Origin of the sequence: Parvibaculum sp. (genome assembly GCF_046297875.1) — a bacterium.
Taxonomy (GTDB): Bacteria; Pseudomonadota; Alphaproteobacteria; order Parvibaculales; family Parvibaculaceae; genus Parvibaculum.
Window position 1 is genome coordinate 1,348,573 of record NZ_JBKBHD010000001.1, and the last position, 23,777, is coordinate 1,372,349.

The 23,777-nt window shown below is 62.8% G+C and carries 23 protein-coding genes; 8 read left to right on the plus strand and 15 right to left on the minus strand.

Features of this window, described 5'->3' with window-relative positions:
- Window positions 1–14 precede the first annotated feature (14 nt).
- Window positions 15–695 (plus strand): hypothetical protein, encoded by a 681-nt coding sequence (locus ACK4FH_RS06700; protein ID WP_409812062.1) that lies wholly within the window; start codon window positions 15–17, stop codon window positions 693–695.
- Here ACK4FH_RS06700 and ACK4FH_RS06705 read toward each other — a convergent pair.
- The 3 genes from ACK4FH_RS06705 to ACK4FH_RS06715 all read right to left on the minus strand — a co-directional run bounded on the left by ACK4FH_RS06705 (window position 613) and on the right by ACK4FH_RS06715 (window position 4,532).
- Window positions 613–1,767, minus strand: a complete 1,155-nt coding sequence (locus ACK4FH_RS06705; protein WP_409812063.1) for an esterase-like activity of phytase family protein — start codon at window positions 1,765–1,767, stop codon at window positions 613–615. The two genes, ACK4FH_RS06700 and ACK4FH_RS06705, sit on opposite strands and share 83 nt — an antisense overlap.
- Before the next feature lie 107 nt (window positions 1,768–1,874).
- Window positions 1,875–3,272, minus strand: coding sequence for an MATE family efflux transporter (locus tag ACK4FH_RS06710; RefSeq protein WP_409812065.1), 1,398 nt, complete (start codon window positions 3,270–3,272; stop codon window positions 1,875–1,877).
- A 72-nt stretch (window positions 3,273–3,344) separates the two neighbouring features.
- Complete coding sequence (locus ACK4FH_RS06715; RefSeq protein ID WP_409812066.1) at window positions 3,345–4,532, minus strand: MFS transporter; 1,188 nt, start codon at window positions 4,530–4,532, stop codon at window positions 3,345–3,347.
- 149 nt (window positions 4,533–4,681) lie between these two features.
- Here ACK4FH_RS06715 and ACK4FH_RS06720 point away from each other — a divergent pair, with 149 nt between their 5' ends.
- Window positions 4,682–5,314, plus strand: a complete 633-nt coding sequence (locus tag ACK4FH_RS06720) for a helix-turn-helix transcriptional regulator (protein WP_409812068.1) — start codon at window positions 4,682–4,684, stop codon at window positions 5,312–5,314.
- Here ACK4FH_RS06720 and cobT read toward each other — a convergent pair.
- The 3 genes from cobT to ACK4FH_RS06735 form a co-directional block, all read right to left on the minus strand.
- Entirely contained in the window at window positions 5,311–7,230 is a 1,920-nt protein-coding gene (cobT, locus tag ACK4FH_RS06725) for a cobaltochelatase subunit CobT (RefSeq protein WP_409812069.1), read from the minus strand. The two genes, ACK4FH_RS06720 and cobT, sit on opposite strands and share 4 nt — an antisense overlap.
- A 41-nt stretch (window positions 7,231–7,271) precedes the next feature.
- Entirely contained in the window at window positions 7,272–8,243 is a 972-nt protein-coding gene (gene cobS / locus ACK4FH_RS06730) for a cobaltochelatase subunit CobS (RefSeq protein WP_409815187.1), read from the minus strand.
- Window positions 8,244–8,404: 161 nt separating this feature from the next.
- Entirely contained in the window at window positions 8,405–9,091 is a 687-nt protein-coding gene (locus tag ACK4FH_RS06735) for a J domain-containing protein (protein ID WP_409815188.1), read from the minus strand.
- Between the two features lie 83 nt (window positions 9,092–9,174).
- On the opposite strand from ACK4FH_RS06735, the gene ACK4FH_RS06740 reads away from it, so the two are divergent.
- Window positions 9,175–9,459: a BolA family protein gene (locus ACK4FH_RS06740; protein ID WP_409812070.1), complete on the plus strand. Its 285-nt coding sequence runs from the start codon at window positions 9,175–9,177 to the stop codon at window positions 9,457–9,459.
- Window positions 9,460–9,462: 3 nt separating this feature from the next.
- Here ACK4FH_RS06740 and ACK4FH_RS06745 read toward each other — a convergent pair whose 3' ends face one another.
- Genes ACK4FH_RS06745 through ACK4FH_RS06755 form a run of 3 tightly spaced genes read right to left on the minus strand, consistent with a single transcriptional unit; the run spans window position 9,463 to window position 12,462 of the window.
- Window positions 9,463–10,761, minus strand: a complete 1,299-nt coding sequence (locus ACK4FH_RS06745; protein ID WP_409812071.1) for an HlyC/CorC family transporter — start codon at window positions 10,759–10,761, stop codon at window positions 9,463–9,465.
- A gap of 2 nt (window positions 10,762–10,763) precedes the next feature.
- Complete coding sequence (gene aroB / locus ACK4FH_RS06750; RefSeq protein ID WP_409812073.1) at window positions 10,764–11,882, minus strand: 3-dehydroquinate synthase; 1,119 nt, start codon at window positions 11,880–11,882, stop codon at window positions 10,764–10,766.
- A complete protein-coding gene (locus ACK4FH_RS06755) occupies window positions 11,875–12,462 on the minus strand; it encodes a shikimate kinase (protein ID WP_409812074.1) in 588 nt (195 codons plus the stop codon). Before ACK4FH_RS06755 ends, aroB begins: the two co-directional genes overlap by 8 nt.
- A 272-nt stretch (window positions 12,463–12,734) precedes the next feature.
- Between ACK4FH_RS06755 and ACK4FH_RS06760 the strand changes: the two genes are divergently transcribed.
- The 3 genes from ACK4FH_RS06760 to xerD are packed head-to-tail and all read left to right on the plus strand — an operon-like array spanning window position 12,735 to window position 15,783.
- The gene (locus tag ACK4FH_RS06760; protein ID WP_409812076.1) at window positions 12,735–12,878 is read left to right on the plus strand and encodes a hypothetical protein; all 144 of its coding nucleotides are present in this window, start codon (window positions 12,735–12,737) and stop codon (window positions 12,876–12,878) included.
- The gene (locus ACK4FH_RS06765) at window positions 12,859–14,805 is read left to right on the plus strand and encodes a hypothetical protein (protein ID WP_409812077.1); all 1,947 of its coding nucleotides are present in this window, start codon (window positions 12,859–12,861) and stop codon (window positions 14,803–14,805) included. Before ACK4FH_RS06760 ends, ACK4FH_RS06765 begins: the two co-directional genes overlap by 20 nt.
- An 18-nt stretch (window positions 14,806–14,823) precedes the next feature.
- The gene (gene xerD, locus ACK4FH_RS06770) at window positions 14,824–15,783 is read left to right on the plus strand and encodes a site-specific tyrosine recombinase XerD (protein ID WP_409812078.1); all 960 of its coding nucleotides are present in this window, start codon (window positions 14,824–14,826) and stop codon (window positions 15,781–15,783) included.
- A 1-nt stretch (window position 15,784) separates the two neighbouring features.
- On the opposite strand, the gene sigJ is transcribed toward xerD, so the two are convergent.
- From sigJ to ACK4FH_RS06785, 3 genes are read right to left on the minus strand one after another with little or no spacing between them, the layout of a single operon-like run.
- Window positions 15,785–16,678 (minus strand): RNA polymerase sigma factor SigJ, encoded by an 894-nt coding sequence (gene sigJ / locus ACK4FH_RS06775; protein ID WP_409812079.1) that lies wholly within the window; start codon window positions 16,676–16,678, stop codon window positions 15,785–15,787.
- Window positions 16,675–17,223, minus strand: coding sequence for a hypothetical protein (locus tag ACK4FH_RS06780; protein ID WP_409812081.1), 549 nt, complete (start codon window positions 17,221–17,223; stop codon window positions 16,675–16,677). The genes sigJ and ACK4FH_RS06780 overlap by 4 nt, the downstream gene beginning before the upstream one ends.
- Window positions 17,224–17,256: 33 nt before the next feature.
- On the minus strand, window positions 17,257–17,679 hold the full coding sequence (locus ACK4FH_RS06785; protein WP_409812083.1) for a hypothetical protein: 423 nt from the start codon (window positions 17,677–17,679) through the stop codon (window positions 17,257–17,259).
- Between the two features lie 225 nt (window positions 17,680–17,904).
- On the opposite strand from ACK4FH_RS06785, the gene ACK4FH_RS06790 reads away from it, so the two are divergent.
- Together ACK4FH_RS06790 and ACK4FH_RS06795 are read left to right on the plus strand one after the other, a co-directional pair.
- On the plus strand, window positions 17,905–18,864 hold the full coding sequence (locus ACK4FH_RS06790) for an acetyl-CoA carboxylase carboxyltransferase subunit alpha (RefSeq protein WP_409812084.1): 960 nt from the start codon (window positions 17,905–17,907) through the stop codon (window positions 18,862–18,864).
- Window positions 18,865–18,963: 99 nt separating this feature from the next.
- Entirely contained in the window at window positions 18,964–19,488 is a 525-nt protein-coding gene (locus tag ACK4FH_RS06795) for a PAS domain-containing protein (RefSeq protein ID WP_409812086.1), read from the plus strand.
- A 6-nt stretch (window positions 19,489–19,494) separates the two neighbouring features.
- Here the strand turns inward: ACK4FH_RS06795 and ACK4FH_RS06800 are convergent, their stop codons facing one another.
- Genes ACK4FH_RS06800 through ACK4FH_RS06810 form a run of 3 tightly spaced genes read right to left on the minus strand, consistent with a single transcriptional unit; the run spans window position 19,495 to window position 23,689 of the window.
- Window positions 19,495–21,270, minus strand: a complete 1,776-nt coding sequence (locus tag ACK4FH_RS06800) for an SLC13 family permease (RefSeq protein WP_409812087.1) — start codon at window positions 21,268–21,270, stop codon at window positions 19,495–19,497.
- The gene (locus tag ACK4FH_RS06805; RefSeq protein WP_409812089.1) at window positions 21,267–22,490 is read right to left on the minus strand and encodes an epoxide hydrolase family protein; all 1,224 of its coding nucleotides are present in this window, start codon (window positions 22,488–22,490) and stop codon (window positions 21,267–21,269) included. The genes ACK4FH_RS06800 and ACK4FH_RS06805 overlap by 4 nt, the downstream gene beginning before the upstream one ends.
- Before the next feature lie 8 nt (window positions 22,491–22,498).
- Entirely contained in the window at window positions 22,499–23,689 is a 1,191-nt protein-coding gene (locus ACK4FH_RS06810; protein ID WP_409812090.1) for an epoxide hydrolase family protein, read from the minus strand.
- Between the last annotated feature and the right edge of the window lie 88 nt (window positions 23,690–23,777).

Genomic DNA, 23,777 nt, shown 5'->3' on the forward strand with positions numbered 1-23,777 from the left:
CCGGGGGCTTGTGAATGCTTGATAGAGGGGTCGATCGAATTCCGGTCAGCCGGCCAGGGATTTTTTCGAGATTCGTAACCGCGCTTGTCCGGCTCATTGTGCCGGTATTGGCGCTCACCGGCACTTTCGCGCTCGTTTATTCCCTGCGCGATGTTCCTGTGCCGGAACTCGCCATTCTCGCGGACATCGATCCCGTCTTCGATCCATCGGCGTGGATGAACTGGGGCTATCTTGTCCTGCCACTCGTCTTCTTCGTGCTGAATCTTACGAGCCGCCGCTATGGCGCGGCGCTCACGCTGACCGCATCTCTCATCGCATGGCTTACAATTGCGGGCGGGATCATCTGGCTGATCCATGCCGAAGTCATCGAGGATTTCGAAGCTGTATTTGCAAGCTATTCGCTGGCCGGATCGTTTCTCGGCGCCATCGCTTTTGCGCAGCTTGTGAATATTCTGCTGTTCGACTGGCTTCGCGGTATCCCGTGGTGGAAAGCGCCCTTCTGGGCGGCGCTTGTGGGCGGGCTTGCCTTTTCCATCGTGTTCAACACGCGGCCGGCGCATGTCTGGGACATGGCGCTAGGCGGACGCCTCGTTGTCGAAGCGGGTCTCCATCTCAGCTGGGCTCTCGCGCAGCTTCTTCCGACTTATCTGCTGCGTTCGGCAGTACGTCCGCTTCCGGGGTTCGGGGGAGCCTGACCTCATTGCCGCCGGTCTGCTCCGCGCCTGCATCCTTCGGCAAGCGGAACATCAGCAAAAGCGTTCGTTGCAGCCGATTGAAGTTGTCGTCCGAGATAACATAAAGCAGCAGATCACCATTCTCGTCCTCGCGGACGGCGAGGCCTTCCATATTATCGATCGAATATCGCTGGCCGACATTCACAAGCACCTCGCCGTCGATCACCTGACCCGGCTCGACGTCGTCCGCTGCAATGCGCCGCATCTGCATGCCAACGCCGCCCAGCACGGAGTAGCGCCGCTCCAGCAACAGAATGTCGCCGTTGGGCAGACGCGCCATATCGGTCGGCTTGAAAGGGTCATGCGGCTTGACGCCGAACCAGGAAATGTCACGGCCATCTGCAATGAAGCCGCGGATATTGCCGCGCGGATCCAGCGTGTCTTCCGTGATGGCGAGAATACGGGGTGCGCCGCCATCGGTCGCCGGAGGCAGGAGCTCGATCGATTCCAGGCCGCCATTGGAATTGAGACGCCCGAAATGCCGCTGTGTCAGCAGCTGCTCGGGAACAGCCTCCGCGCCCGATCGTGCAAGGTCGTAGCGCCAGATGCGGTGCGCTCTCTCGAAGCTCACATATGCCTGGCCAATCAGCGAATCCGACGCGCCAGTGTCGACAACGAGTCCCTCTGCATCGCCCAGCGTCTTGTTGCCGGAAATCGGATTTCCGTCGAGCCCCAGCATCGGCGCCATGCGCGCCTCCGCGATGCCGGAGAGGCGGCCGCGCTCGTCGTAGAGAATGATGGCCGTGAGCCAGTGGCCGGTATCCGACACGGAAAGAAGTGTCGACCCGTCGGAGCTCACAGCAAGCCCCGACCAGCCGCCGAAATCCTTGTCGGACGAAGATATCTCGATACCGCCGGCCCAGTGCAGTTCACCGGTCCGGGTTTCACTTCGATCCTCGGGGTTCCAGAGTACCGCTCGTGACGAAACCTCGATATTGCGCGTTGCGCCCCATGCCGCGGGAGTGATTGCGAGCAGGACAATCGCGAGGCTGCCAGCCGCGAATGCTTTCGTGGCGCGATACGCAATACTCAACTCGATCTCCCCTGTGTTGAAAGGCAGCTCTCTTCCGCCGCCTCCTGCGGGGCATCATATCGGCGTGCGCCTGTTGTACAAGGGATGGCGCTCTCGGCCTGCTGCCGTCACCGGTGCCGGTCAAGACCGAGTGCGCTCCGCCTGAGCCAGCGTCCGATCATCATGAGAGAAACGGCGGCAAGGCCGGCTGCAAGCCCGAGCCAGATTCCGGTTCCCTCGAGTTCCATCGGGAAAGCCAGAAACACCCCCGCGCTGAGGCCGATAATCCAGTAGCCGATGGCCGCGTAGATCATCGGCACGCGCGTATCCTGCATGCCGCGCAGCATGCCGGCGGCGATCACCTGCGCACCGTCGAAGACCTGGAAGAGCGCAGCAACCGCGAGGAAAGATACGGCAAGGCGGATGACATCCGCGTTTTCAGGCTTGCCTGCATCGAGGAAGACCCCGATCAGGAATTGAGGGAAGAGGATCATCACAAGCGCCATCGCCGCCATGAAGGCGACACCCATGACAAAAGGCGTCCAGCCCGCGCGTGTGATCGCCTCGCGGTCGCCTGCGCCGAATGCGAGACCAACACGCACCGTGACGGCCTGCGAGAAGCCGAGCGGGATCATGAAGGTAATGGCCGCAATCTGCAGCGCGATCGAATGGGCGGCAAGCGCCGATGCACCGAAGAGGCCCATCAGAAGCACGGCGGCATTGAAGACGAGAACCTCGAATGCGAGCGTCATCCCGATGGGCAGTCCGAGCCGCCAGATGTCGCGATAGCGCGCCCAGTCGGTGCGCCAGAAACGGCCGAAGATGTGATAGCGGCGGAAGCGGCGGTCGAGTGATACCACAAGACCAAGTGCCGAGAGCATGAAGATGCCCGTCAGCACACTGCCAAGACCTGCACCTTGCAGGCCTAGGGCGGGCGCACCGAGATTTCCAAACATCAGGCACCAGTTCGCGAAGGCGTTTACGGGTATCGCGAGAAAGCTGATGACGAAGGCCCATCGTGGCCGTTCAAGCGCCGAGATGAAGATGCGCAAGACCACATAGACAAAGGCCGGCAGCAGTGCCCATTGCAGGGCGCGCGTGTAGTCGGCAGCAAGGGCTGCGAGAGCGGGCTCCTGCCCGAGAAAGACGAGAAGGGGCTCGGTGTTCCAGAGCACTGCCCAGAACGGCAGGCAGAGCGTTGCGCCGGCCCAGATGGCCTGGCGGATCGTCCGGCGCACTTCGCGCACGGCATGGCGGCGCCGGCCGAGCTCGGAGGCGGCCAGCGGCGCGGCTGCCGTGACGAGGCCGATGCCGAAGATCATCATGGCAAAATAGAGGTTCGAGCCGAGGGCGCCCGCCGCCAGCGATTCCGGCCCGAGCCAGCCCATCATGATGACGTCGGTCGCGTTGATCGCCACCTGGGAGAGGTTCATCGCGATCAGCGGCAGGGCGAGCGAAAGCGTCGCCCGGATCTCGGAAGTCCAGAGGCGCCGGTCCCATCCTGTTGTTGCGCGCGAGGCGAACATTGCAGCCATTCCATGCGGCAGAAGAAAAGCCGCGCAGAATATTCGCGTAGCGATAAAGCTCAAGCGTTCTTTTCATCGTTCCGCATCCGGTCGCTTCGCGCGCAGCCGGGCAATGAGCGGGAAGGGCAGATAGGCGAGGAAGATCACCACCACGGCAACGATCAGGCCGTGCGGGTCCCAGAGCTGCATGGCAAGGCCCGAAAGCGGCGCGCCGACCAGCGCGCCGGTGCCCCACATGGCTGTCGTGAAGGCGCTGGCGCCTGCAAGCTCCGAACCCCGGAAGCGTTCGCCGACCAGCACCATGCCGAGCGTGAAAATGCCATTGGCCAGGCCGACAACGAGAAAGAGTGCAATGGCGGTTGCGATGAAGCCCGGCATCGCGAAGGGCAGCAGGATATAGCCCGCGACGGTCGCGAGAACGAGGCCGATCAGCAGGTTCATCCGGTTCACCTTGTCGGCGACGACGCCCACAACGGGCTGCATCAGGATCGCACCGAGCGAGGCGATGGTGAGGAGCAGGAGGCTTGTCTGCTCGATCATCCCGGAGCGGATTGCGTAGATCGGGAAGAATGTGACGAGCGATTCCTCCGCTGCGGCGTAGAAGAAATTGGCGAGCAGTGCCGCAGGCGCAATCCAGATCAGGCGCCACATGGGCGCCGACTTCTCGGAGGCCTCGAAGTGATTGCGGCTGCGGTCCGCCGTGACGACGACAGCGGCGGCGGCGACCATGAGCCCGCCACCGAGGAAGAAGGGTTCGACGCCGGTGCCGATGAGAACAAGCATGGTCGGGCCGAGCGCAAAGCCTGCCGCCGCCGAAGCGCCATAGATGCCGACGATGCGGCCGCGGCGTTCCTCATGCGCGAGTGCGTTGATCCAGGCTTCGCTCGTTGCCCAGAGCAGCGTGCCCGCGCTGCCCAGCAGGAAGCGGAGAGGGAACCAGGCATAGAGATTGGCGAAGAGACCCATCAACAGGAATGAAATACCCGCCAGCAGCAATCCGAAGATCATGACATTGGCGGGGCCGAAGCGGCGCATGATGCGCGGCGCGAGCGGCGAGATGAAGAAGACAGGCGCGGCCTGCGCAGCCGTCGATAGGCCGATCATGCCGGGCTCCACACCCTGACGCGCCAGAATGATTGCCGTCAGCGGGAAGGCGATGCCCATCGAAAGGTTCACCATGCCCATCGACACGATGGCAGCTGCAAGGCTCCGTTTGTGGCGGGGCTGAACCGGGGAAAGCAGGGAGGCGGGCTCGGTCATGGTGTGCATCCTGATGGGGCAGAAAATAAATAATCTATTTCGTTTATAAAAAGAAGGCCGCCGAGACTTTCCTCTAACTGTTTGATTTTACACCGCTATTTAACAAGCGATAGAGTTGATAAATTGACAGGCCGTGGCAGAATAATTCCATGCACGATACGGCAGACCGCATTCTCCAGATTCTGAAACGCAATGGCGCCCGGACGGCGGACCAGCTTGGCGAGGCGCTCGCCATGACTGGCATGGGCGCGCGGCGCCACCTCGACAGGCTTGTGCGCGATGGGCTGGTGCGTGGCTTCGACCGTGTGGAGGGTGTAGGGCGGCCCCGGAAATTCTGGACGCTGACGGAAAGGGGGCATCTGCGCTTCCCCGATGCTCATGCCGAGCTTACGGCGAAACTGATCGGCGATGTGCGCCGTCTCTTCGGCGAGGAAGGGCTCGACAGGCTCATCGCCGAGCGCGAGCGCGACATGCGGCTTGGCTACGAAGCGGCGCTGACAGAAAAAACGAATCTTGAAGAGAGGGTAGAGGCGCTCGCCGCATTGCGTACGCGGGAAGGCTACATGGCTCGTGCAGAACGGGACGAAGACGCGATGCTGCTCATCGAGGATCACTGTCCGATCTGCGCGGCGGCGGCGGCCTGCCAGAATTTCTGCCGCTCCGAGCTTTCGATATTCCGCATGGTGCTCGGGCAGGACGTGACTGTGGAGCGAACGGAATATCTGCTTGAGGGCGGCAGGCGTTGCGCCTACCGGATTCGCGAGGCCGGGAACAAGGCCTAACGGACCGCCTTTGCTGCGCCGCGTGCCGACAGGGGGCGTTTGCGCGATTCCTGGCCGCGCGCCTTCATCTGGCCGGGACGAAGCGTTGCCTCGTCGTCGAAGAGTTCGGCGAGCTTTTCCGTCATGGCGCCGCCCAGCTGCTCCGCATCGACGATCGTCACGGCGCGGCGGTAATAGCGCGTCACGTCATGACCGATGCCGATGGCGATGAGTTCGACGGGCGAGCGCGTTTCGATCTGCTCGATGACGCTGCGCAGATGCTTTTCGAGATAGTTGCCGGCATTCACCGATAGCGTCGAATCATCCACCGGCGCGCCGTCCGAAATCACCATCAGAATGCGGCGCTGTTCGGGACGGCCGAGCAGGCGGTTATGCGCCCAGATCAGCGCCTCGCCGTCGATATTTTCTTTCAGGAGGCCCTCGCGCATCATCAGGCCGAGATTGCGCCGCGCGCGGCGCCAGGGGCTGTCTGCGGATTTGTAGATGATGTGGCGAAGGTCGTTCAGGCGGCCGGGCTGAGCCGGCTTGCCGTCCGCAAGCCAGCGCTCGCGCGACTGGCCGCCCTTCCAGGCGCGCGTCGTGAAGCCCAGAATTTCCACCTTCACGCTGCAGCGCTCCAGGGTGCGCGCGAGAATATCCGCGCACATGGCGGCGACCGTGATCGGGCGGCCACGCATCGAGCCCGAATTGTCGAGCAGGAGCGTCACCACCGTGTCGCGGAAATTCATGTCGTGCTCGACCTTGAAGGCGAGCGGTTGCATCGGATCGACCACGGCGCGGGTGAGGCGCGCGGCATCGAGGATGCCTTCCTCGAGATCGAATTCCCAGGTGCGGTTCTGCTGCGCGAGCAGGCGGCGCTGCAGCTTGTTGGCCAGCCGCGAGACGACGCCCTGCATCTGCTGCAATTGCTGATCGAGATATTGCCGCAGCCGAGTCAGCTCTTCGATGTCGCACAGGTCTTCCGCCGCGATCACCTCGTCGAATTGCGGCGTGAAAATCTTGTAGGCGGGCTGGCGGTTCCTGTCGTCGCCCTGCTGGTTCGGGCGCCAGGGCTGATTGCCGTCGCTCGTCTCGTCCGTGTCGCCATCCATCGGCGCGTCGTCGGATTCGATCTCGACGGTCTGCTCGTCGCCTTCTTCGCCTTCGCCTTCGGAATATTCGACCTGTTCGGCGGAGGCACCGTCGGGCTGTTCGGCCTCGCCGGACTGGCTTTCATCCGAACTTTGTTCGCTGTCGCCGTCCTGGTCCTCGGCGTCGTCGGAGGACTGGTCGGGCGCCTCGCCCAGCTCGTCGCCCATGTCGAGATCGACGAGAATATCGCGGGTGGCGCGCGCGAAAGCTGCCTGATCCTCGATCAGATCTTGCAGACGCTCGAGATCGTTCCCCGCCTTTTCCTCGATCCAGGGGCGCCATTGTTCGACGAGCTTCGTTGCGGAGGGCGGCGGTGCCTCGCCAGTCAGCCGTTCGCGTACGATCATCGCGACGGCTTCTGCAAGTGGCGCTTCCTCGCGCGAGGTAATGCGGTCATAGCCGCGCGCTGCGTAGCGCTGCTCAAGCGCAGCGGTGAGGTTCTGCGCCATGCCGGACATCTGGTTGGCGCCGATCGCCTCGCAGCGCGCCTGTTCCACGGCATCGAAGACGGCAAGCGCATTGCCGCCTTCCGGCTGCAGGCTTGCGTTCAGCTTTTCGTCGTGATGGGCAAGGCGCAACGCATAGGCGTCCGACACGCCGCGCACCTGTGCCACTTCTTCCGGCGGAAGCGTGCGGCTCGGCATGGGTAGCCGCGCGCGCAGGCCGCGAAGACCCGGCGCTTCCGTTCCGAAGGTGACGTTGAGCTCCGGTTGCTCCGCAATCGTGCGCATGGTGAGGCTCAGCGCACGCTTGAACGGCTCGACGGGGCTTTCCTTGGACTTCATGCGATGCCGAACCGCCCTTGCGGGGCGGCCTCACTCGATTGTCAGGCGACCTTGATGTTTGCCGCCGAGTCAGGGAGATCCTGACCGAAGCAGCGCTGGTAGAACTCGGCCACAGTGGCGCGCTCGAGTTCGTCGCACTTGTTGAGGAAGGTGACGCGGAAGGCGAAGCCGACATCGCCGCCGAAGATGCGCGCATTTTCAGCCCAGGTGAGCACGGTGCGCGGGCTCATGACGGTGGAGATGTCGCCATTGATGAAGGCCGAGCGGGTCAGGTCGGCAACGCGAACCATCGCATTGATGGATTTCCGGCCTTCTTCCGTGTCGTAGCTCTTAAGCTTCGACAGCATGATGTTCACTTCATCGGCATGCGGCAGGTAGTTCAGCACGGTCACGATGTTCCAGCGGTCCATCTGGCCCTGGTTGATCTGCTGCGTGCCGTGATAGAGGCCAGACGTGTCGCCGAGGCCGACCGTGTTCGCCGTCGCGAAGAGGCGGAAGGCCGGGTGAGGGCGGATCACGCGGTTCTGATCGAGCAGCGTCAGCTTGCCCGAGGCTTCGAGCACACGCTGGATCACGAACATAACGTCCGGGCGGCCGGCGTCGTATTCGTCGAAGACCAGGGCGACCGGGTGCTGCAGCGCCCAGGGCAGGATGCCTTCACGGAACTCGGTGACCTGCTTGCCTTCCTTCAGGACGATGGCGTCCTTGCCGACGAGATCGATGCGGCTGATATGGCTGTCGAGGTTGATGCGGATGCAGGGCCAGTTGAGGCGCGTCGCCACCTGCTCGACATGGGTCGACTTGCCTGTGCCGTGATAGCCCTGAACGATGACGCGGCGGTTATAGGCAAAGCCCGCAAGCAGCGCGATCGTCGTGTCCTTGTCGAACAGGTAGTCGGGGTCGAAATCGGGCACGTATTCGTTCGGCTCCGAAAAGGCCGGAACTTCCATATCGATGTCGATCTTGAAGACCTCACGGACATTGACCTTCTTGTCCGGGAGATTTTGCGACATGCCGTTTCTTGCTTCGAAGCTCATTCTAGGCCTACTTCCGTACTTATGAGGTTCAGCGCCGGCTCATGGTTCCGGCTCCGCGAATAGTCATCCGGCCGCAGTCTGCCGGGCCTTGTACCGCCCGGCCGGGCGAGTAGCTGGCCTGCCTTTGCCGCCGCCGCTTATGAGCAGTAGCCGCTTTTGCGGAGGTAATCGTAGGCCTGAATGACCTTGCGCAGACGCTCCTCGGCAGACCTGTCCCCGCCATTGGCGTCCGGGTGGTGCCTTTTTACAAGTTCCTTATACCGTGCCTTGATCTCATTCAAGGTTGCGGACGCGGGCAAGTCCAATGTGTCGAGCGCCTGTTGCTCCAAAACACGAGGCTTACGCCGCGTTTCCCGCGCCTCCGGCTGTTCTCTCTCCGGCCCCTCGTCAAAAACGCCAAAGCTGTCGCGAAAAGGCGAACCTTGCCGGAGCCGCGAGGCGAAAGGCGACCCGAAAGCCGCCTTGGCGGCGTTCACGCCGAGGCCCCAGGTCGGCCGGTGGCCGGTCAGCGCATCGCGCTGGAAGCTGGCCACATCCTCGTCGCTCATGCCCTTGAAGAAGTCATAGTTCTGATTGAACTCGCGAATATGGCCCTCGCAAAACCAGCTGTACTGGGCGGATGAGCCGGAATCGAGCGGATTCGCAGATGACGGGGCATTGGCGCGGGGCGCCCGGAACTTGCCCTGTTCGCGGCAGCCGGCCCATTCGCAGCGCTTCGGTGTCTCTTCGCGCACCATTCGGCGGATATGGGGGGGCTGTTCCACGCCGCGCTGCTTGCGCGGGGCGATCCGGATGGAATCAAAATATTTCGACGTCAGTTTCACGGTCAAATTATGGGTTGGCTCAGGGTCCAAAACAAGGAAGCATGGCCGCCTTCAGGTTAAGGAACAGCGTAGCGGAATTGGCCATGCAGGTCGCGGAGACAATCAGACGCAAGCTCGAACAGGCACTCGCGCCCGAAAGGCTTGAAATTGTCGATGAATCGCATCTCCACAAGGGACATGCCGGTCACCGGCCGGAAGGCGAAACCCATTTCAGGGTGACGGTCGTTTCATCGGGATTTTCCGGGCGCTCCCGCGTCGAGCGGCAACGGCTCATCACGGCGGCGTTGCATGAGGAGATCGGCAATCCGATCCATGCGCTCTCGATGAAGACGCTCACGCCCGAAGAGGCTGCCGCCGCATCCGGGTGACTTCTACTCCGCGGCGCCGCGTTTCTTCTGCAGGTGGCGGTCCGGCGAGACGCGTAATTGCGCCACCTGATTGCGATGCCGCCGCAGGACTTCGAACCGGAAGCCGTGAAACGTGAAAGTCTGTCCGATTTCGGGGATGGCGCGTGCTTCGTGAATGACGAGGCCGGCTATGGTCGTTGCCTCGTCATCGGGAAGGCTCCAGTCAAAGGCCCGGTTGAGATCGCGTATCGGCACCGAACCATTGACGACGACGCTGCCATCCGGCTGTGCGCGGACGCCGGCGACTTCCACATCATGCTCGTCGGATATTTCGCCGACGATCTCCTCGAGAATGTCCTCAAGCGTGATGAGGCCCATCAGCACGCCATACTCATCCACGACAAGGGCAAAATGCGATTTCTGTTTGAGGAAGGCATTTAGCTGATCCTGCGCCGGCGTTGTGTCGGGCACGAACCAGGGCTTGAAGGCGAGGTTCAGAATGTCGATCGCGTCTGGCTGCCAGTTCGCACCCGCAAGCGCGCGGAGCAGGTCGCGTGCGTGGAGCACGCCAATGATGTTTTCCTGCTGGTCGCGCCATAGCGGGATGCGCGTGTGCGGACTTGCAATTGCCTGAGCGATGATTTCCGAGTTCGGCTGTCCCGCATCGATCATGGCGATGTTCTTGCGGTGAACCATGATATCGCTGACTTCAAGATCGCGCAGATCGAGAATCCCGCCAAGCATGTCGCGGTCGATCTTGACCACGCTGCCTTCATGATGATGCAGGTTGATTGCGCCGCGCAGCTCTTCGTGCGGAGACAGGACATGCTGCGTGTCGTCGACATTCAGGCCGAAGATCCGGAAGGCATGCCGGACGATGAACTGTACGGCAGCGGTGATCGGTGCAAAGACGAGAATGATGAGGCGCAGCGGCTGCGACACCGCGAGCGCGACGCGATCCGTATTGGTGATAGCAAATGTCTTTGGTGCGACTTCCGCGAACACGAGCACCACGGCTGTCATGACGAGCGTCGCATAGACCACGCCTGCATCGCCGAAGACCGCCAGGAAAAGGCTCGTCGCAAGGGCGGAGGCAAGAATATTGACCAGGTTGTTGCCGAGCAGGATGGCTCCGATCAGCCGTTCGCGGTCGTCGGTGAGGCGCAGGACGATGCGTGCTCTGCCGTTGCCTTCCTCGGCAAGGCGGTGCATCCGAGCGCGCGAAGCCGCTGTCAGCGCCGTTTCCGAGCCTGAAAAGAATGCTGAGAGGACAAGCAAAAGAACGATAGCGCCAAGAATGGCGCCGAGACCCAGCGAAACCATGGTCAGGCGGGCTCCCTCTCCCGCAGAAGTTCACGCAGAGCGCCCGGATCGACGTCGCGCGTGACGAAAGCCTCGCCGATGCTGCGGGCGAGGATGAAGGTGAGTTTGCCGTCGACGACTTTCTTGTCCTGGCCCATCAGCGAGATGAGCGTATCCGCATCCGGCAACCCGCCGGGCACGTCCGACAGGCGAAAGGGCAGTCCGGCGCGTTCGAGATGCTTGCGCACGCGTATTGCGTCCTGCCCGGGGCAAAGGCCGAGCCGGGCCGAAAGCTCGAAGGCAAGCGCCATGCCTATTGCGACGCCTTCGCCATGTACGAGGCGGTCCGAGAAGCCGGTCGCCGCCTCCAGCGCATGGCCGAAGGTATGTCCGAGATTGAGAAGGGCACGCACGCCGCCCTCGCGCTCATCGGCGGCAACCGTTGCGGCCTTTACCTCGCAGCTTTTTACGATGGCATGGATGCGAGCATCGATATCGCCCTGTTTCAATTTGTCGAGATTTGCCTCAAGCCAGCCGAAGAAGTCGCGGTCGCCGATCAGGCCGTATTTTACGACCTCGGCATAGCCCGCGAGGAATTCCCGCATCGGCAGCGTTTCGAGTGCATCGGTGTCGGCGAGCACGAGACGCGGCTGATGGAAGGCGCCAGCGAGGTTCTTGCCATGCTTCGTGTTGATGCCGGTCTTGCCGCCGACGGAACTGTCGACCTGGGAGAGAAGCGTAGTCGGAATTTGCGCGAAATCGACGCCACGCCGCAGGATCGAGGCTGCAAAGCCGGTCAGATCGCCAATGACGCCGCCACCCAGCGCAATGACGAGATCGCCGCGCTCGATGCTTTCGCCGAGCAGCCATTCCGTGAGCCGCTCGAGTTCGGCAAAGGACTTTGTGCCTTCGCCCTGCGGCAGCACAATGGCGGAGTGACGTATGCCCGCTGCATCGAGGCTTTTTTCGAGCGCGGGCAGGTGCAGTTTCGCAACTGCCACGTCCGTCACGATGGCGACGCGCTGGCGCCTCAGAAGCGGCTTCAGATGCGTGGCGGCATTTGCGATGAGGCCGCGGCCGACCAGAATGTCGTATTTCCGGTCGCCGAGATCGACAATCACCTTGCGTGTGGCGTCAGTCATTTTCCTGTCCGGCGCGTACTGCGCGGAACTCCTTGAGCTTGTCGATAATCTCCTCGACCACCGCTTCGTGCGGCCCTTCGAGGCTTTCGATCGTTATGTCGGCTTGTGAATAGACGGGATAGCGCTCGTCGATCAGCCGTTTCATCGTTACGCGCGGGTCGCCGTTCTGGAGGAGCGGGCGGTCGCCGCGCTTGCCGACCCGCTTCATCAGCGTGTCGAGATCGGCCTTGAGCCAGATGGAAATGCCGCGCGCGGCGATGTTCGCGCGAGTCGCCGAATCCATGAAAGCGCCGCCGCCGGTCGCAAGAACCTGGGGTGCACCGGCCAGCAGCCGTGCAATCACCCGGCGCTCGCCCGCCCGGAAAGCGGCTTCGCCGCGCCGCTCGAAAATTTCCGGGATGGTTTCGCCTGCCGCGTCTTCTATTTCGGCATCGGCGTCCACGAATGCAAGATCAAGGCGCTTGGCAAGCCGGCGGCCAACGGTGGTCTTGCCTGCGCCCATAAGACCCACCAGCACGACCCAGCGGGCGGAAAGAGGCACGGGTGAGAGCGTTTCGACCGGTTCCGCGTCCGCAATCATGGCTTCGTTGTCGCTCCTTGTGACCGCCCGGCGCGGCTGCCGTTCTGGTGGTCTTAACCTTGTTGGCCTACTCTCCGGCCCGATTTCCGCAGGCAAGGTGGGTATCGTAACCAATTGTCGTCGGGGTTGCAGCCTTGCCGGGACTGTAGATAAGCCTTTTAAGGCTCTCCCGTCGCGCCCAAATTTTGCCGCAAGCGGGCCCTAAAGCTCATCTTCTGTCCCGGCGGCTTGTATCCGAAGGGTCTCATGAAGGCCCCAAAAGAGGAAAAATCATGAGCCGAGCTTCAAGCTTTCTCGTTATCGCTTTTCTCGTCGTGGCGGTATTCGCGGGCGGGCTTTTCTATCTGGACCGGGCCGTCGCGCCTGAAATCCAGTCAGTGGAGAAGGTTCTCCCGAATGACCAGTTTGCGCGCTAGGCCGGGCGGGCGGTCCCTCGCCGCCGGATTTGCGCTGGCAGCGTCGGTTTCGCTTGCCAGCGGTCCGCTTGCCGCCCAGGAGGCAAATGTTCTCCAGGCGCCTGCAGGTATGGCGCCTGTGGAGGCGGTATCTCAGGAATCGGCTGCGTACGGCGCCGGCCCGCAACGTATCGTGCCTCCCGGCTATGGCGCGACGCTGCCTGGCTCCGCCGTGCCGGATGCTGTCGAGCCTCAGGGCCCGTCCCAGTTCTTCCCGGCCGGTGCGGCGGCGAGCGAGCCGAGCGTTCGCGTGCTCAGCGCGGTCCCCGGGCAACGCAACACGAGTATCGAAATCGGTTCGCTGACAGGTGTAGGCGCTGCGACCTCGGGGCTCATCAGCCAGCAGCAGGGCGGCTTCGGCACGGATATGTGGCAGGGTGCCTCGCGCACGGATATCGACACTTATCTCGCCCGTTTGCCCGTGCCCGGCGCATCGCCGGTGATAAACGATCTGGCGCGCCGCTTGCTGCTGACAGGTGCGCAGCCGCCTTCGGGGGCAGGGAGCGGCATCACCCTGCTTGCGACACGGATCGATCGCCTGATTGCCGCCGGCCACACGCAGGCCGCTGTCGAACTTGCCGGGTCGGCAGGGCAGGAACGCCCGCCACTCGTCGCGGCGGGGCTTGCGCGAGCTGCGCTCGCCCAGTCGAACGAGCAGCTTGCCTGCGATGCCTTGAAGGATATTCCGCCCGGCCGCGACCCGGCCCATGACGCGATGTCGGCCTTTTCGGTGAAGCTCAGTGCCTATTGCCAGATCGCTGCGGGAAACCCGGAGATCGCAAGCCTGACGCTCGACCTCGCACGGGAAGAGGGCATGGACGATGCGCTCTTCTATTCGCTGGCGAGCGAAGCGGCGGTTGGCATCGTGCTCCGGGCGCCCGAGCCGAACGGCCTCAGCATCATGAACTTCGCCTTCTACAAGCTTGCGGGCCGCGAGCTTCCGAAAGATGCCGTCGACATTGCCGAGCCCGCCCTGTTGCCTGCATTTCTGGAAGACGCATCCCTTTCCGCCGAAGCGAAGGTCGCTGCCGCCGAGCGCGCCGCCACCTATGGCCTGATAGATGGCCGCGATCTTGCTGCGGCCTATCGCAAGCCGAGCTTCACGCCGGAGCAGATGGCCGGGCTTCTCACCTCCGACATACCGGAGCCGTCGCCGCTTCGCCGGGCCATGATTTTCCAGGCGATCGGCAATGCGGTGGCCGCCGACGATCGAATGCGGCTTTTCCGCCTTGCCTTCGCTACAGCCGAATCCGCCGGGCTCTATTTCCCAACGGTCGAGGTACTCTATCCCGATCTTGAGCGGCTCGTGCCGTCGGAGGCGTTGAAGCCGCTGGCGCCTGCCGCCGCGCGCGCTTTCATCGCGCTTGGCGAGCGGTCCAAGGCTCAGGAATGGCTCGCGCTGATGGGTTCGGGCGGACAGATGCTAGGCCGCGACATGCGCGAGCTTGAAGGGTTGCTGCGAATTTCGGGCGGATCGACTCAAGGCTTCGACAGTGCGAAAGTCTCGTCCGAAATCGCCAGTGATCTGAAGTCCGGTGTGGCGCAGACGCGAGCCTATGCGGCAAGCGAGGCGATGCTGCTTGAAGCGCTTGGCTTCCAGCTCGATCCTTCGGTTTGGGACGCGTTGCTCGACGCGCGCGGCGCGCTTTCCGGCCAGGTGCCGCCGGAGGCGCTTCTGAACCAGCTCAACGTGGCGAGCCAGAAGGGCACCGTCGGCGAGACGGTCATGCTTGCAATCGAAGTCATCGGAACGAAAGGCGCGGGCGCGGTGCATCCGCGCGCAGCGGCACAGGCCGTGTCCAGTCTCAGGACGATCAATCTCGAGAGCGAGGCGCGGCGTCTCGCGCTCGAGGCGCTCATGGCGCGCAGCAGCGCAGGGCGCGGTTGAGTCAAACAGGTGAGTTGAATGGTAAAAGAGTCCCGGACGCAGGGTCATCACATCGATGCCTTTCTTGAAATGCTGAGTGCCGAGCGAGGCGCTGCGCGCAATACGCTCGACGCCTATGAGCGCGATCTGAAGGACTTTGCCGGGTTTCTTTCAACGCGCGACCGCGCGCTCGACGCGGCAACGGCGCGCGATATCCGGGACTATCTCGAAGGTTTGACGGCGCAGGGGCTGTCGGCGTCGACGGCAGCACGGCGCCTGTCTGCCCTTCGCCAGTTTCACGGCTTCCTCTTTGCCGAAGCCATCCGCAAGGACGATCCCTGCGGTTCGATCGAAGGTCCGCGCCGTGCGCGGCCCTTGCCGAAGACGCTGACGGTCGAGGAGGTCGATGCGCTGCTCGCGGCTTCACGTCTCGCCGAAGACGGGCGCACGCAGGAAGAAGCCGTGCTCGCCTACAAGCGAGCAAGGCTCGTTTGCCTGATGGAAGTTCTCTATGCGACGGGGCTTCGTGTGTCCGAGCTTGTCGGTCTGCCGCTGACAGCTGTGCGCGGCGAGGAGCGCTTCCTGGCGGTGAGTGGCAAGGGCGGGCGCGAACGGCTTGTGCCGCTGTCCGAGACGGCACGGGAAGCCATCGACGCCTATCTGCCGCTCAGGACCATCCGTCTTGGCGATCATGTGTCGCCCTGGCTCTTTCCATCGCGCGGCCGGCAGGGCCATCTCACGCGCCACCGTTTCGCGCAACTGCTGAAGGATCTAGCGGTTGCCGCCGGGCTCGACCCGGCATGCGTCTCGCCGCATACGTTGCGCCATGCCTTTGCAAGCCATCTGCTTGCAAATGGCGCAGACCTTCGCGCCGTGCAGCAGATGCTCGGCCATGCCGATATCTCGACCACGCAGATCTATACGCATGTGCTGGACGAGCGGTTGAAGGAACTGGTGCAGACGCACCATCCGCTCGCGAAGAAGGGCAAGGTGTCCTGAGCTAGCGGATGTGCCTGAGCTTGTCCGGGTTCCGGATCGCATAGATCGTTGCGATGCGCCCGCCCGCGATTCCGAATGTTATGACGGTGTCGAGCTGACCGTTCAGCGTGAGCAGAAAGCCGGGCTCGCCATTGACGATGGCCGGGCGGGTTTTCAGCAAGCCTTGCGACTTCGCCGCGATGCCAAGCAGAAAGCGGCTGACATTTCTCGACCCATAGAGCGGGTTCAGCGCGGCGAGTACCTTGCCGCCGCCGTCGGAATAGAAGACGACATCGTCGCTCATGCAGTCGATCAGCGCTTGCGGGTCTGCCGCCGCGATCGCGTTCTCAAGAGCCGAGGCCAGACGGCGATGCTCGCTTGCATTGGTATCGAACCGCGGATGCGCCTCCTTCACACGCTTGCGGGCACGGCTCACCGTCTGGCGGCAGGCGGCTTCCGATTTGCCAAGCAGGGCCGCCAGCTCGCCATAGCCATAGTCGAAAGCATCATGCAGCAGGAAGGCGGCGCGCTCCTCCGGTGCAAGGCGCTCCAGCATGTGGAGAAGGGCCATCGAAATCTCGTCGGCAAGCGCGAGGCGTTCCTCCGGCGATGAATCCGCGGTGCCGGCCACTTCGACGATGGGTTCGGGGAGCCAGGGGCCGACATAGATTTCGCGCCGCGCACGGGCGCTGCGCAACTGATCGATTGCGAGGCGCGCGACCGCGGTTACAAGCCAGGCTTCCGGATTTCGAATTTCGTCGCGGCCTGCATTCCGCCAGCGCAACCAGGCTTCCTGAACCACGTCTTCGGCATCGGCAACGGAACCGAGGATGCGGTAGGCGGCCTTGAACGCACGCGCGCGATGGCGCTCGAATATCGCGTCGTCCGAAGCCGCCCGTGTTTCCGCGCTGGTCATGCCGCCTCCCTCGGACGCGCTATGGCCGTTTCACCGCCGATCACCACGCGCTGGCAGGACTGAGCATAGCCCATGGCGCGCTTCAGCGTGGGGTAGGAGCGCGTATTGGCAACCACAAAGGCGATTTCGGCAAGCCCGGCCTTGCCCCAGCGGCGTTCGACCTCAGGGCGCAGACCTTCGGCTGCGATGTCGCGGGTCGCGACCGCATGGGCAAATTCATAGGCGAGCCGGTTGTCGTCGCTCAGGTCTTCGATGGCGCCGGTCGCTGCCGCGCGGATGACAGCGGGAGAAATGCCGGCCTTCAGCGAAAGGTTCACGGAAATCTGCACGCAAGGGCCGCAATCCTCGGCGCGGACGGCGGCAATGCCTGCAACGCTGTAGACTTCCGGCGGCAGCGCCTTCGAGTAGTGGTAGAGCGACGACGCGAAAGCGAAGCGCCAGAAAACGCCTGGCGAACCGGCATAGATATCGCGCATGTAGTTCGCGCTCTGGCCGGTGAGCTTTTCCTGCATGGCGATCAGGCGGCGGGCGATAAATCCGAACATGATGTTTTCCTTTCGATGGGGCGGTGTGGACGATCAGCGATGCGCAGGCGCGCACCACCAGGCGAGAGCGGCGGAGATGAAGGGCGGCAGGAAGACGCCGGGCAAATCCAGGAGGATGTGTTCGGCGGGAAGGCGCGCGGCGGCGATGTCCCAGACATGGAGCAGGCCATGCAGCGCGAGATAGAGCGTGACGCCGCCAAGGAGCGGCTGGGCGGCGGCGGGCCAACGGATCGCCGCCACGGTCATCAGGCCGATGGTGAGATAGGCGAGGCCGATATCGCGGACGAAGTGGACGTTATATGGGCCGGTATTGCTGACGCCGTCGATGCTTTGGTACCAGCCGGCCGGGTCGGTCAGCATCCAGAGGGCGTTGCCGAGCCAGAGCATGGCCCAGAGGCCCAATGCGGCCATTTTGAACGGGGAAAGGCGGGCCGGGGCCAGCGTAAAGGTCGTCATGGATCACTCCTGAAGGTTCGAGCCTGCCTTCAAGACGACACGGGACCGGGATTTGTGACAGGGCGTCGGGGAAGCGCGGGAATCCGCCGTTTACCGCGTCTGAACCCGCCGGTTGACAAGGGCGCGGGGCCGGGCCAGTGTGCCGCGCACTTGCAAATGACGGGTCTGTTACAGGCCTGTTCGCCGGCCCCGCTCGAGGCGGCCGTCGGGAGCTGCCGGAGCACGATGCATACCTACCTCGATTTCGAGAAACCGATAGCGGAACTGGAAGGCAAGGTGCAGGAGCTGCGGCTTCTGGCACAGGAGGACCCGTCGGTCAGCATCGGCGACGAGGTTTCCAAGCTCGAAACCAAGGCATCGCAACTCCTTCAGGATACTTATTCGTCGCTCACGCCCTGGCAGAAGGTCCAGGTGGCGCGTCATCCGGCGCGGCCGCACTTTTTGGACTATGTCGAGCGCATGGTCGAGGATTTCACACCGCTTGCGGGCGACCGGGTTTATGGCGAGGACGCGGCAATCGTCGGTGGTATTGGCCGCTTCCGGGGCCGTTCGGCAATCTTCATCGGCCATGAGAAGGGCTCGGATACCAAGAGCCGCATCAAGCATAATTTCGGCATGGCGAAACCCGAGGGCTACCGCAAGGCGATCCGTCTGATGGATATGGCCGAGCGGTTCAGGATTCCGGTTGTGACGCTTGTCGACACGTCCGGCGCCTATCCGGGCATGGAAAGCGAAGAACGCAGCGTCGCCGAAGCGATCGCGCGCTCGACCGACCGCTGTCTCTCGCTTGGTGTGCCGCTGGTTTCCGTCGTGATCGGCGAGGGCGGCTCGGGCGGTGCGGTGGCGCTTGCCTGCGGCAACCGGGTGCTGATGCTTGAACATTCGGTCTACAGCGTTATTTCGCCCGAAGGCGCTTCGTCCATTCTGTGGCGCAGTTCCGACAAGGCCAAAGACGCCGCGACCGCCATGAAAATCACGGCGCAGCATCTCCATGAGCTTGGCGTGATCGACCGTGTGTTGCCGGAGCCCATCGGCGGGGCGCATCGCGAGCGCAACCAGATGATCAAGGAAACGGGCGACGCGATTGCCGAGGAGCTCAAGGGTCTCGAGAAGCTCGATACGGATTCGCTTCGCCGGACGCGGCGCGAGAAGTTCCTCGCAATGGGGCGCCTCGGGCTTTCCTGAGCCGCTTTTCTGTCCTCGAGGCCGATTCACCTCTCGTTAAGCATGACTGCCTAGAAAGGAACCGATCGCTCCGGTTCTTCTCGCGGCAGGAAATGCGTCATGCTCGCCGAACCCGATGTATTGCAGACCGCCGGTGCCCGGACATTCTTCGGCTACTGGGACAGTTTGCCGAAGAGGGAATTCGTCCCCGACCGGAGCGAATTCAGCCCCGGACGGATTGCGGCGCTGATGCCGGCCGTCACCATTCTTGAAGTCGTTTCGGAAGACTTGATCCTGCAGCGTCTCACGGGCACCGCGATTTGCCGGGCGCTCGGCTTCGATCCGACAGGCGGCAATGCGCTCGACATGATGTTGCCGCAGGTCCGGCCCGACTATCTCAATCTCATCAGGAAGCAGATATCGACGCCTTGCGGGCGATGGAATCTCATTCGCAGCCGCCGTGACAATCTCATTGACCGCGTTGAAGTGCTCACCCTGCCCATGCGGCATGCGCCGACGGGACACTGGATGATCCTTTCCTATTTCGGCACCGTTGAATCGATCGCCTACGATCCGGGGCCCTATGAAATTCTCGCTTATGAGAATACGAGCTGGATCGACATAGGGGCGGGCATTCCGCGCTGATCCGGTTCAGGTCCAGATGAGAAGGATCATCGGCACCGCAACAATCGTCACCACGATTTCGAGCGGCAGGCCGAGCCGCCAGTAATCCGAAAACTTGTATCCGCCCGGCCCCATGACCAGTGTATTCGACTGATGCCCGATCGGCGTCAGGAAGGAACAGCTTGCACCGATCGCGACCGTCATGAGGAAGGCATCGGGATTGACGTCGAGGGCCTGAGCGATGGCGATAGAGATCGGCGCCATGATGAGCGCCGTCGCTGCATTGTTGATGACGTCGGTAATGGCCATCGTTGTGACGAGAAGCAGAGCGATCAGCGCCCAGAGAGGCAAGGTACCTGCCAGGCCGACGATGCTTTCGGCGATCAGCCTGTCGGCGCCGGTGTTCTGCAAGGCCAGTCCCACCGGAATCATCGCACCGAGCAGCACGACGATCGGCCAGTCGATATGCCTGTAGAGGTCGCGCAGCGGCAAAATACCGGTCAGCAGATAAAGAACGATGGCGCCCAGAAAGGCGACCGCAATCGGGACGACGCCGCCCATCGAAAGTGCGATGGCGCCGGCGAAGATTGCAAAGGCGGTGCCGAGCTTGCGCGGACTTCCAAGGCGCAGGCCGCGTTCGGGCAGCGGCAGGAGGCCAAGTTCGGCCGAAAGCGCGGGGTCCTGTTCCTCGCTCGTCTGCAGCAGAAGAACGTCGCCGGTCTGGAAGCGGACATTGTGCAGGCGTCCGCCGATGGGCTCGCCCTGCCGCGCGACAGCGAAGAGATTGTAGCGGCCCTGCGACAGGCGCACGAGCGTGCGCGGGCTGAAGCCGACCAGTGGCGAGTTCGGTCCGACGACTGCCTCGGAGAGATGCAGGTCGGTGCTTTTGATGTCGGCGTGATCGTTGCCATTGGTGGAGACGAGTTCGAGGCCCAGCTTCTCGAGGACATCGCCGAGATCGGCGGGGTCTGCGCGCAGAATGAATATGTCGCCAGGTTCTATCGGCTGCCACGGCTCCGGCTGCACGATCTGCCCGTCATCGCGCACACGCGCTGCAACGGTGATGTCTTCGCCGGTTGCAAGATCGAGGTGGGTGACGCGCTTTCCGGCGAGGGGGCTTTTTTCGCCGACACGCACCTCGATCACATATTCCTCGATGCTGAACAGGTCTTCCGGCGAGGCGCCGCCCTTGCGCTCGCGCGGGATGAGCCGCCAGCCGCCAAGCGCGATGAAGAGAATGCCGATGATGGCGACGGGAAGTCCGACCCAGGCGAAGTCGAACATGGCAAAGGACGTATCGGTGTAGCCTTCGCGGAAGCTCGCAATGATGATGTTGGGCGGCGTGCCGATCAGGGTAATCATGCCGCCGAGCATCGATCCGAAGGCGATCGGCATGAGCAGGATGGCGGCGGGCCGGCCGCGCTCTGCCGCAGTGGCCATCGCGACCGGCAGCATGACGGCGAGCGCGCCGACATTGTTCATGAAGGACGAGGCCAGCGCGACGACGGCGGTCATGATGCCGATATGGCCGGTCGTCGTCTTGGTGAGGGGCAGGATCCGCTGCACCACCGCATCGACGAGACCGGAACTTCGCAAGGCTTCCGAGACGACGAGGACTGCGGCGACAGTGATGACGGCAGGATGGCCGAAGCCGGAAAGAACTTCGTTCGGGCCGACAAGGCCTGCGAGTGAAACGGCGATCAGGGCGATCAGCGCCACGATATCATGGCGGAAACGGCCCGATGCGAAGAGCACGAGGGCGAGCGCCAGGATACCGAAAGCCAGTCCCTGATCGAATGTCATCTGCTTTTGCCTCCCGAAACAATGCCCATATCGCGGAAAGCGTCGCGCACATCATCGGCGAAGAGTTCCGGTTCTTCCATGGCCGCAAAATGGCCGCCGCGATACATCATGCGCCAACGCACGATATTGTAGCTTCGTTCCGCCCAGCTTCGAGGCGTTTCGGGCAATGTGTCTATCGGATATTCCGAATAGGCGGTCGGCACTGTCACCTTTTGGCCGGGCTTCAGCAGCGCCGAGCCTTCCGCGGGGCCGGCTTTGTAGAGCGTGTTTGCCGAATTGATCGTGCCGGTGAACCAGTAGATCGAGAACTGCGTGAGGATCGTGTCGAAGGGGAAGCGCGCGATCATGCCTTCCATCGTGTCGGTCTTGTCGGTGTCGCCGAGGCGGTAATATTTGTCGGCGAGCCAGCCTGCGAGACCGGCAGGGCTGTCCATCACGGCGAAGGCGAGCGCCATCGGCTTTGTCGACTGGATGGAGCGGTAGCCTTCTTCCTGCCGCCACCATTTCTGCATCTTGGCGATCCAGTGGCCTTCTTCCTCGCTCACCGGCTGCTGGCTCTCATGTTTGAGGTGCGGCCTGAGCGGCAGCATGGTGAGGTGGATGCCGAGAAGGCTGCCGGCATGCTGCAGGGCGAGGCGGGAGGTGACGAAGCTGCCCCAGTCGCCGGCTTCCGCCGCATAGCGGTCATATCCCAGTACTTCGGTCATCAGCCGGTGCCAGAGATCGGCAATTTTCGATGGGCCAATGGGAATGCGCGGCAGCGACGAAAAGCCGTAGCCGATGAGCGATGGCACGATCACATCAAAGGCCGGACCTTCGCGTCCATATTTCTCCGGGTGGGCGAGCGGGCCGACCACATCGAGAAATTCGCGGAAGGTGGATGGCCAGCCATGGGTGAGAATCAGCGGCACGGGGTTGTCGCCCGAGCCGCGTTCATAGACGAAGTGGATGGTGTGATCCTCGCCTTCATCGTCCGTCAGCGTGGCGAGATACTGGGGAAAGCGGTTGAGCTTTTCCTCCTGTTCGCGCCAATTGAAATCGTCACGCCAGTATTCGACGAGCCTCTCCATATAGGGCAGGCTGGTGCCATATTCCCAATGATCGTTGCCAAGAGGTTCGTTCGGGAAGCGTGTCCGTTGCAGACGGCGCTTCAGATCCTCGACCTCTCCATCCGACACACGGATGGTAAAGGGATCGGCGGGGACGATGCGATGTGTCATTGGTTCGCTCAGCCCTTCACCTGATTGACGAAAGCGAGAACGTCGTCTGCGAAGACGGCGCCGGTTTCAAGCGCCGCAAAATGACCGCCGCGCTCGAAGTCGGTCCAGCGGGCAATGTTGTAGCCCTTCTCCACCATGCTGCGCGGCGGGAAGACAAGAAACTCTTTTGGGAAGTTCGCAATGCCCGTTGGCACCTCGACCTTCGTGCCGGGCGCCATGTTGGTGCCGCCTTCTTCCATCATGCCGCGATAGAACCAGGTCGCCGTGCCGAACGTGTCGGTCACGAGATAGATCATGATGTTGGTGAGTAGCTGGTCCTTGGTGAAGGCATTTTCGATGTGCTCACCGCCATCCTTTCCGCGCCGGTCCGACCAGCCGTGGAATTTTTCGGTGATCCAGGCAGCGGCGCCCACGGGACTGTCCATCATGCCATAGGACAGCGTCTGCGGCTTCGTCATCTGAAGGCGCAGATAGGCGCTTTCGAGTTCGAATGTCATGGCGGCGCCCGCCGCCCATTTCTGCTCGTCTTCGGTTTCCGGCAGCACGGAGGGGCGAACGCCCCACATGTTCAGATGGACGGCCTTGCAGCCGCCGCCCTTTGCAGCGGAATGGTTGTAGGCAAGCCAGCCCGAGACGACCGAGCCCCAATCTCCGCCCTGCGCGATGTAGTTGCGGTAGCCGAGTTCCTCGCGCATCAGCTTGTCCCAGAGCGCGGCGGTTGCCTTCGGTCCGAGCGGCTTTTTCGGCTTGCCCGAGAATCCATAGCCCGGCAGCGAGGGCACGACGACATTCATGCCGTCTTCCGCCTTGCCGCCAAACTTTTCGGGATGGGCAAGGCGTTCGATCACATCGAGGAATTCGAAGACGGACCCCGGCCAGCCATGCGTCAGAATGAGGCTTTCCGGGTTGGCGCCGGAGCCCTTCACATGGATGAAATGGATGTTCAGCCCGTCCACCTCGGCATGAAACTGGGGAAAGGCATTGAGCTTCCTTTCCGCAGCGCGCCAGTCGAATCTTTCGGTCCACCAGGCGCAGAGTTCGCGCATGTAGTCCATGTCGGCGCCATAGGCCCAGCGGTTCCCGCCCGGTTCGATCTCGGGCATGTCATGCCATTCATAGGCGCGTACCTTGGCGAGAATCGCATCGATCTTCCGCTGCGGAATGTCGATGCGGAAGGGAACGGGCTTTGACGCTGACATAGGGCCTCTCCTGACGGTCTGTTTGCTGTTGCGGGGATTATGGCAGGGGTGCGGGCGGCTGCAAGCGAAGGCGGATTGCGGGCCTCAT

Coding starts and splice junctions, on each gene's coding strand:
- ACK4FH_RS06700 (WP_409812062.1), top strand. CDS start 15: ATGCTTGATAGAGGGGTCGATCGAATTCCGGTCAGCCGGCCAGGGATT.
- ACK4FH_RS06710 (WP_409812065.1), bottom strand. CDS start 3,272: ATGTTCGCCTCGCGCGCAACAACAGGATGGGACCGGCGCCTCTGGACT.
- ACK4FH_RS06715 (WP_409812066.1), bottom strand. CDS start 4,532: ATGACCGAGCCCGCCTCCCTGCTTTCCCCGGTTCAGCCCCGCCACAAA.
- ACK4FH_RS06720 (WP_409812068.1), top strand. CDS start 4,682: ATGCACGATACGGCAGACCGCATTCTCCAGATTCTGAAACGCAATGGC.
- cobT (WP_409812069.1), bottom strand. CDS start 7,230: ATGAAGTCCAAGGAAAGCCCCGTCGAGCCGTTCAAGCGTGCGCTGAGC.
- cobS (WP_409815187.1), bottom strand. CDS start 8,243: ATGTCGCAAAATCTCCCGGACAAGAAGGTCAATGTCCGTGAGGTCTTC.
- ACK4FH_RS06740 (WP_409812070.1), top strand. CDS start 9,175: ATGCAGGTCGCGGAGACAATCAGACGCAAGCTCGAACAGGCACTCGCG.
- ACK4FH_RS06745 (WP_409812071.1), bottom strand. CDS start 10,761: ATGGTTTCGCTGGGTCTCGGCGCCATTCTTGGCGCTATCGTTCTTTTG.
- aroB (WP_409812073.1), bottom strand. CDS start 11,882: ATGACTGACGCCACACGCAAGGTGATTGTCGATCTCGGCGACCGGAAA.
- ACK4FH_RS06755 (WP_409812074.1), bottom strand. CDS start 12,462: ATGATTGCGGACGCGGAACCGGTCGAAACGCTCTCACCCGTGCCTCTT.
- ACK4FH_RS06760 (WP_409812076.1), top strand. CDS start 12,735: ATGAGCCGAGCTTCAAGCTTTCTCGTTATCGCTTTTCTCGTCGTGGCG.
- ACK4FH_RS06765 (WP_409812077.1), top strand. CDS start 12,859: ATGACCAGTTTGCGCGCTAGGCCGGGCGGGCGGTCCCTCGCCGCCGGA.
- xerD (WP_409812078.1), top strand. CDS start 14,824: ATGGTAAAAGAGTCCCGGACGCAGGGTCATCACATCGATGCCTTTCTT.
- sigJ (WP_409812079.1), bottom strand. CDS start 16,678: ATGACCAGCGCGGAAACACGGGCGGCTTCGGACGACGCGATATTCGAG.
- ACK4FH_RS06780 (WP_409812081.1), bottom strand. CDS start 17,223: ATGTTCGGATTTATCGCCCGCCGCCTGATCGCCATGCAGGAAAAGCTC.
- ACK4FH_RS06785 (WP_409812083.1), bottom strand. CDS start 17,679: ATGACGACCTTTACGCTGGCCCCGGCCCGCCTTTCCCCGTTCAAAATG.
- ACK4FH_RS06790 (WP_409812084.1), top strand. CDS start 17,905: ATGCATACCTACCTCGATTTCGAGAAACCGATAGCGGAACTGGAAGGC.
- ACK4FH_RS06795 (WP_409812086.1), top strand. CDS start 18,964: ATGCTCGCCGAACCCGATGTATTGCAGACCGCCGGTGCCCGGACATTC.
- ACK4FH_RS06800 (WP_409812087.1), bottom strand. CDS start 21,270: ATGACATTCGATCAGGGACTGGCTTTCGGTATCCTGGCGCTCGCCCTC.
- ACK4FH_RS06805 (WP_409812089.1), bottom strand. CDS start 22,490: ATGACACATCGCATCGTCCCCGCCGATCCCTTTACCATCCGTGTGTCG.
- ACK4FH_RS06810 (WP_409812090.1), bottom strand. CDS start 23,689: ATGTCAGCGTCAAAGCCCGTTCCCTTCCGCATCGACATTCCGCAGCGG.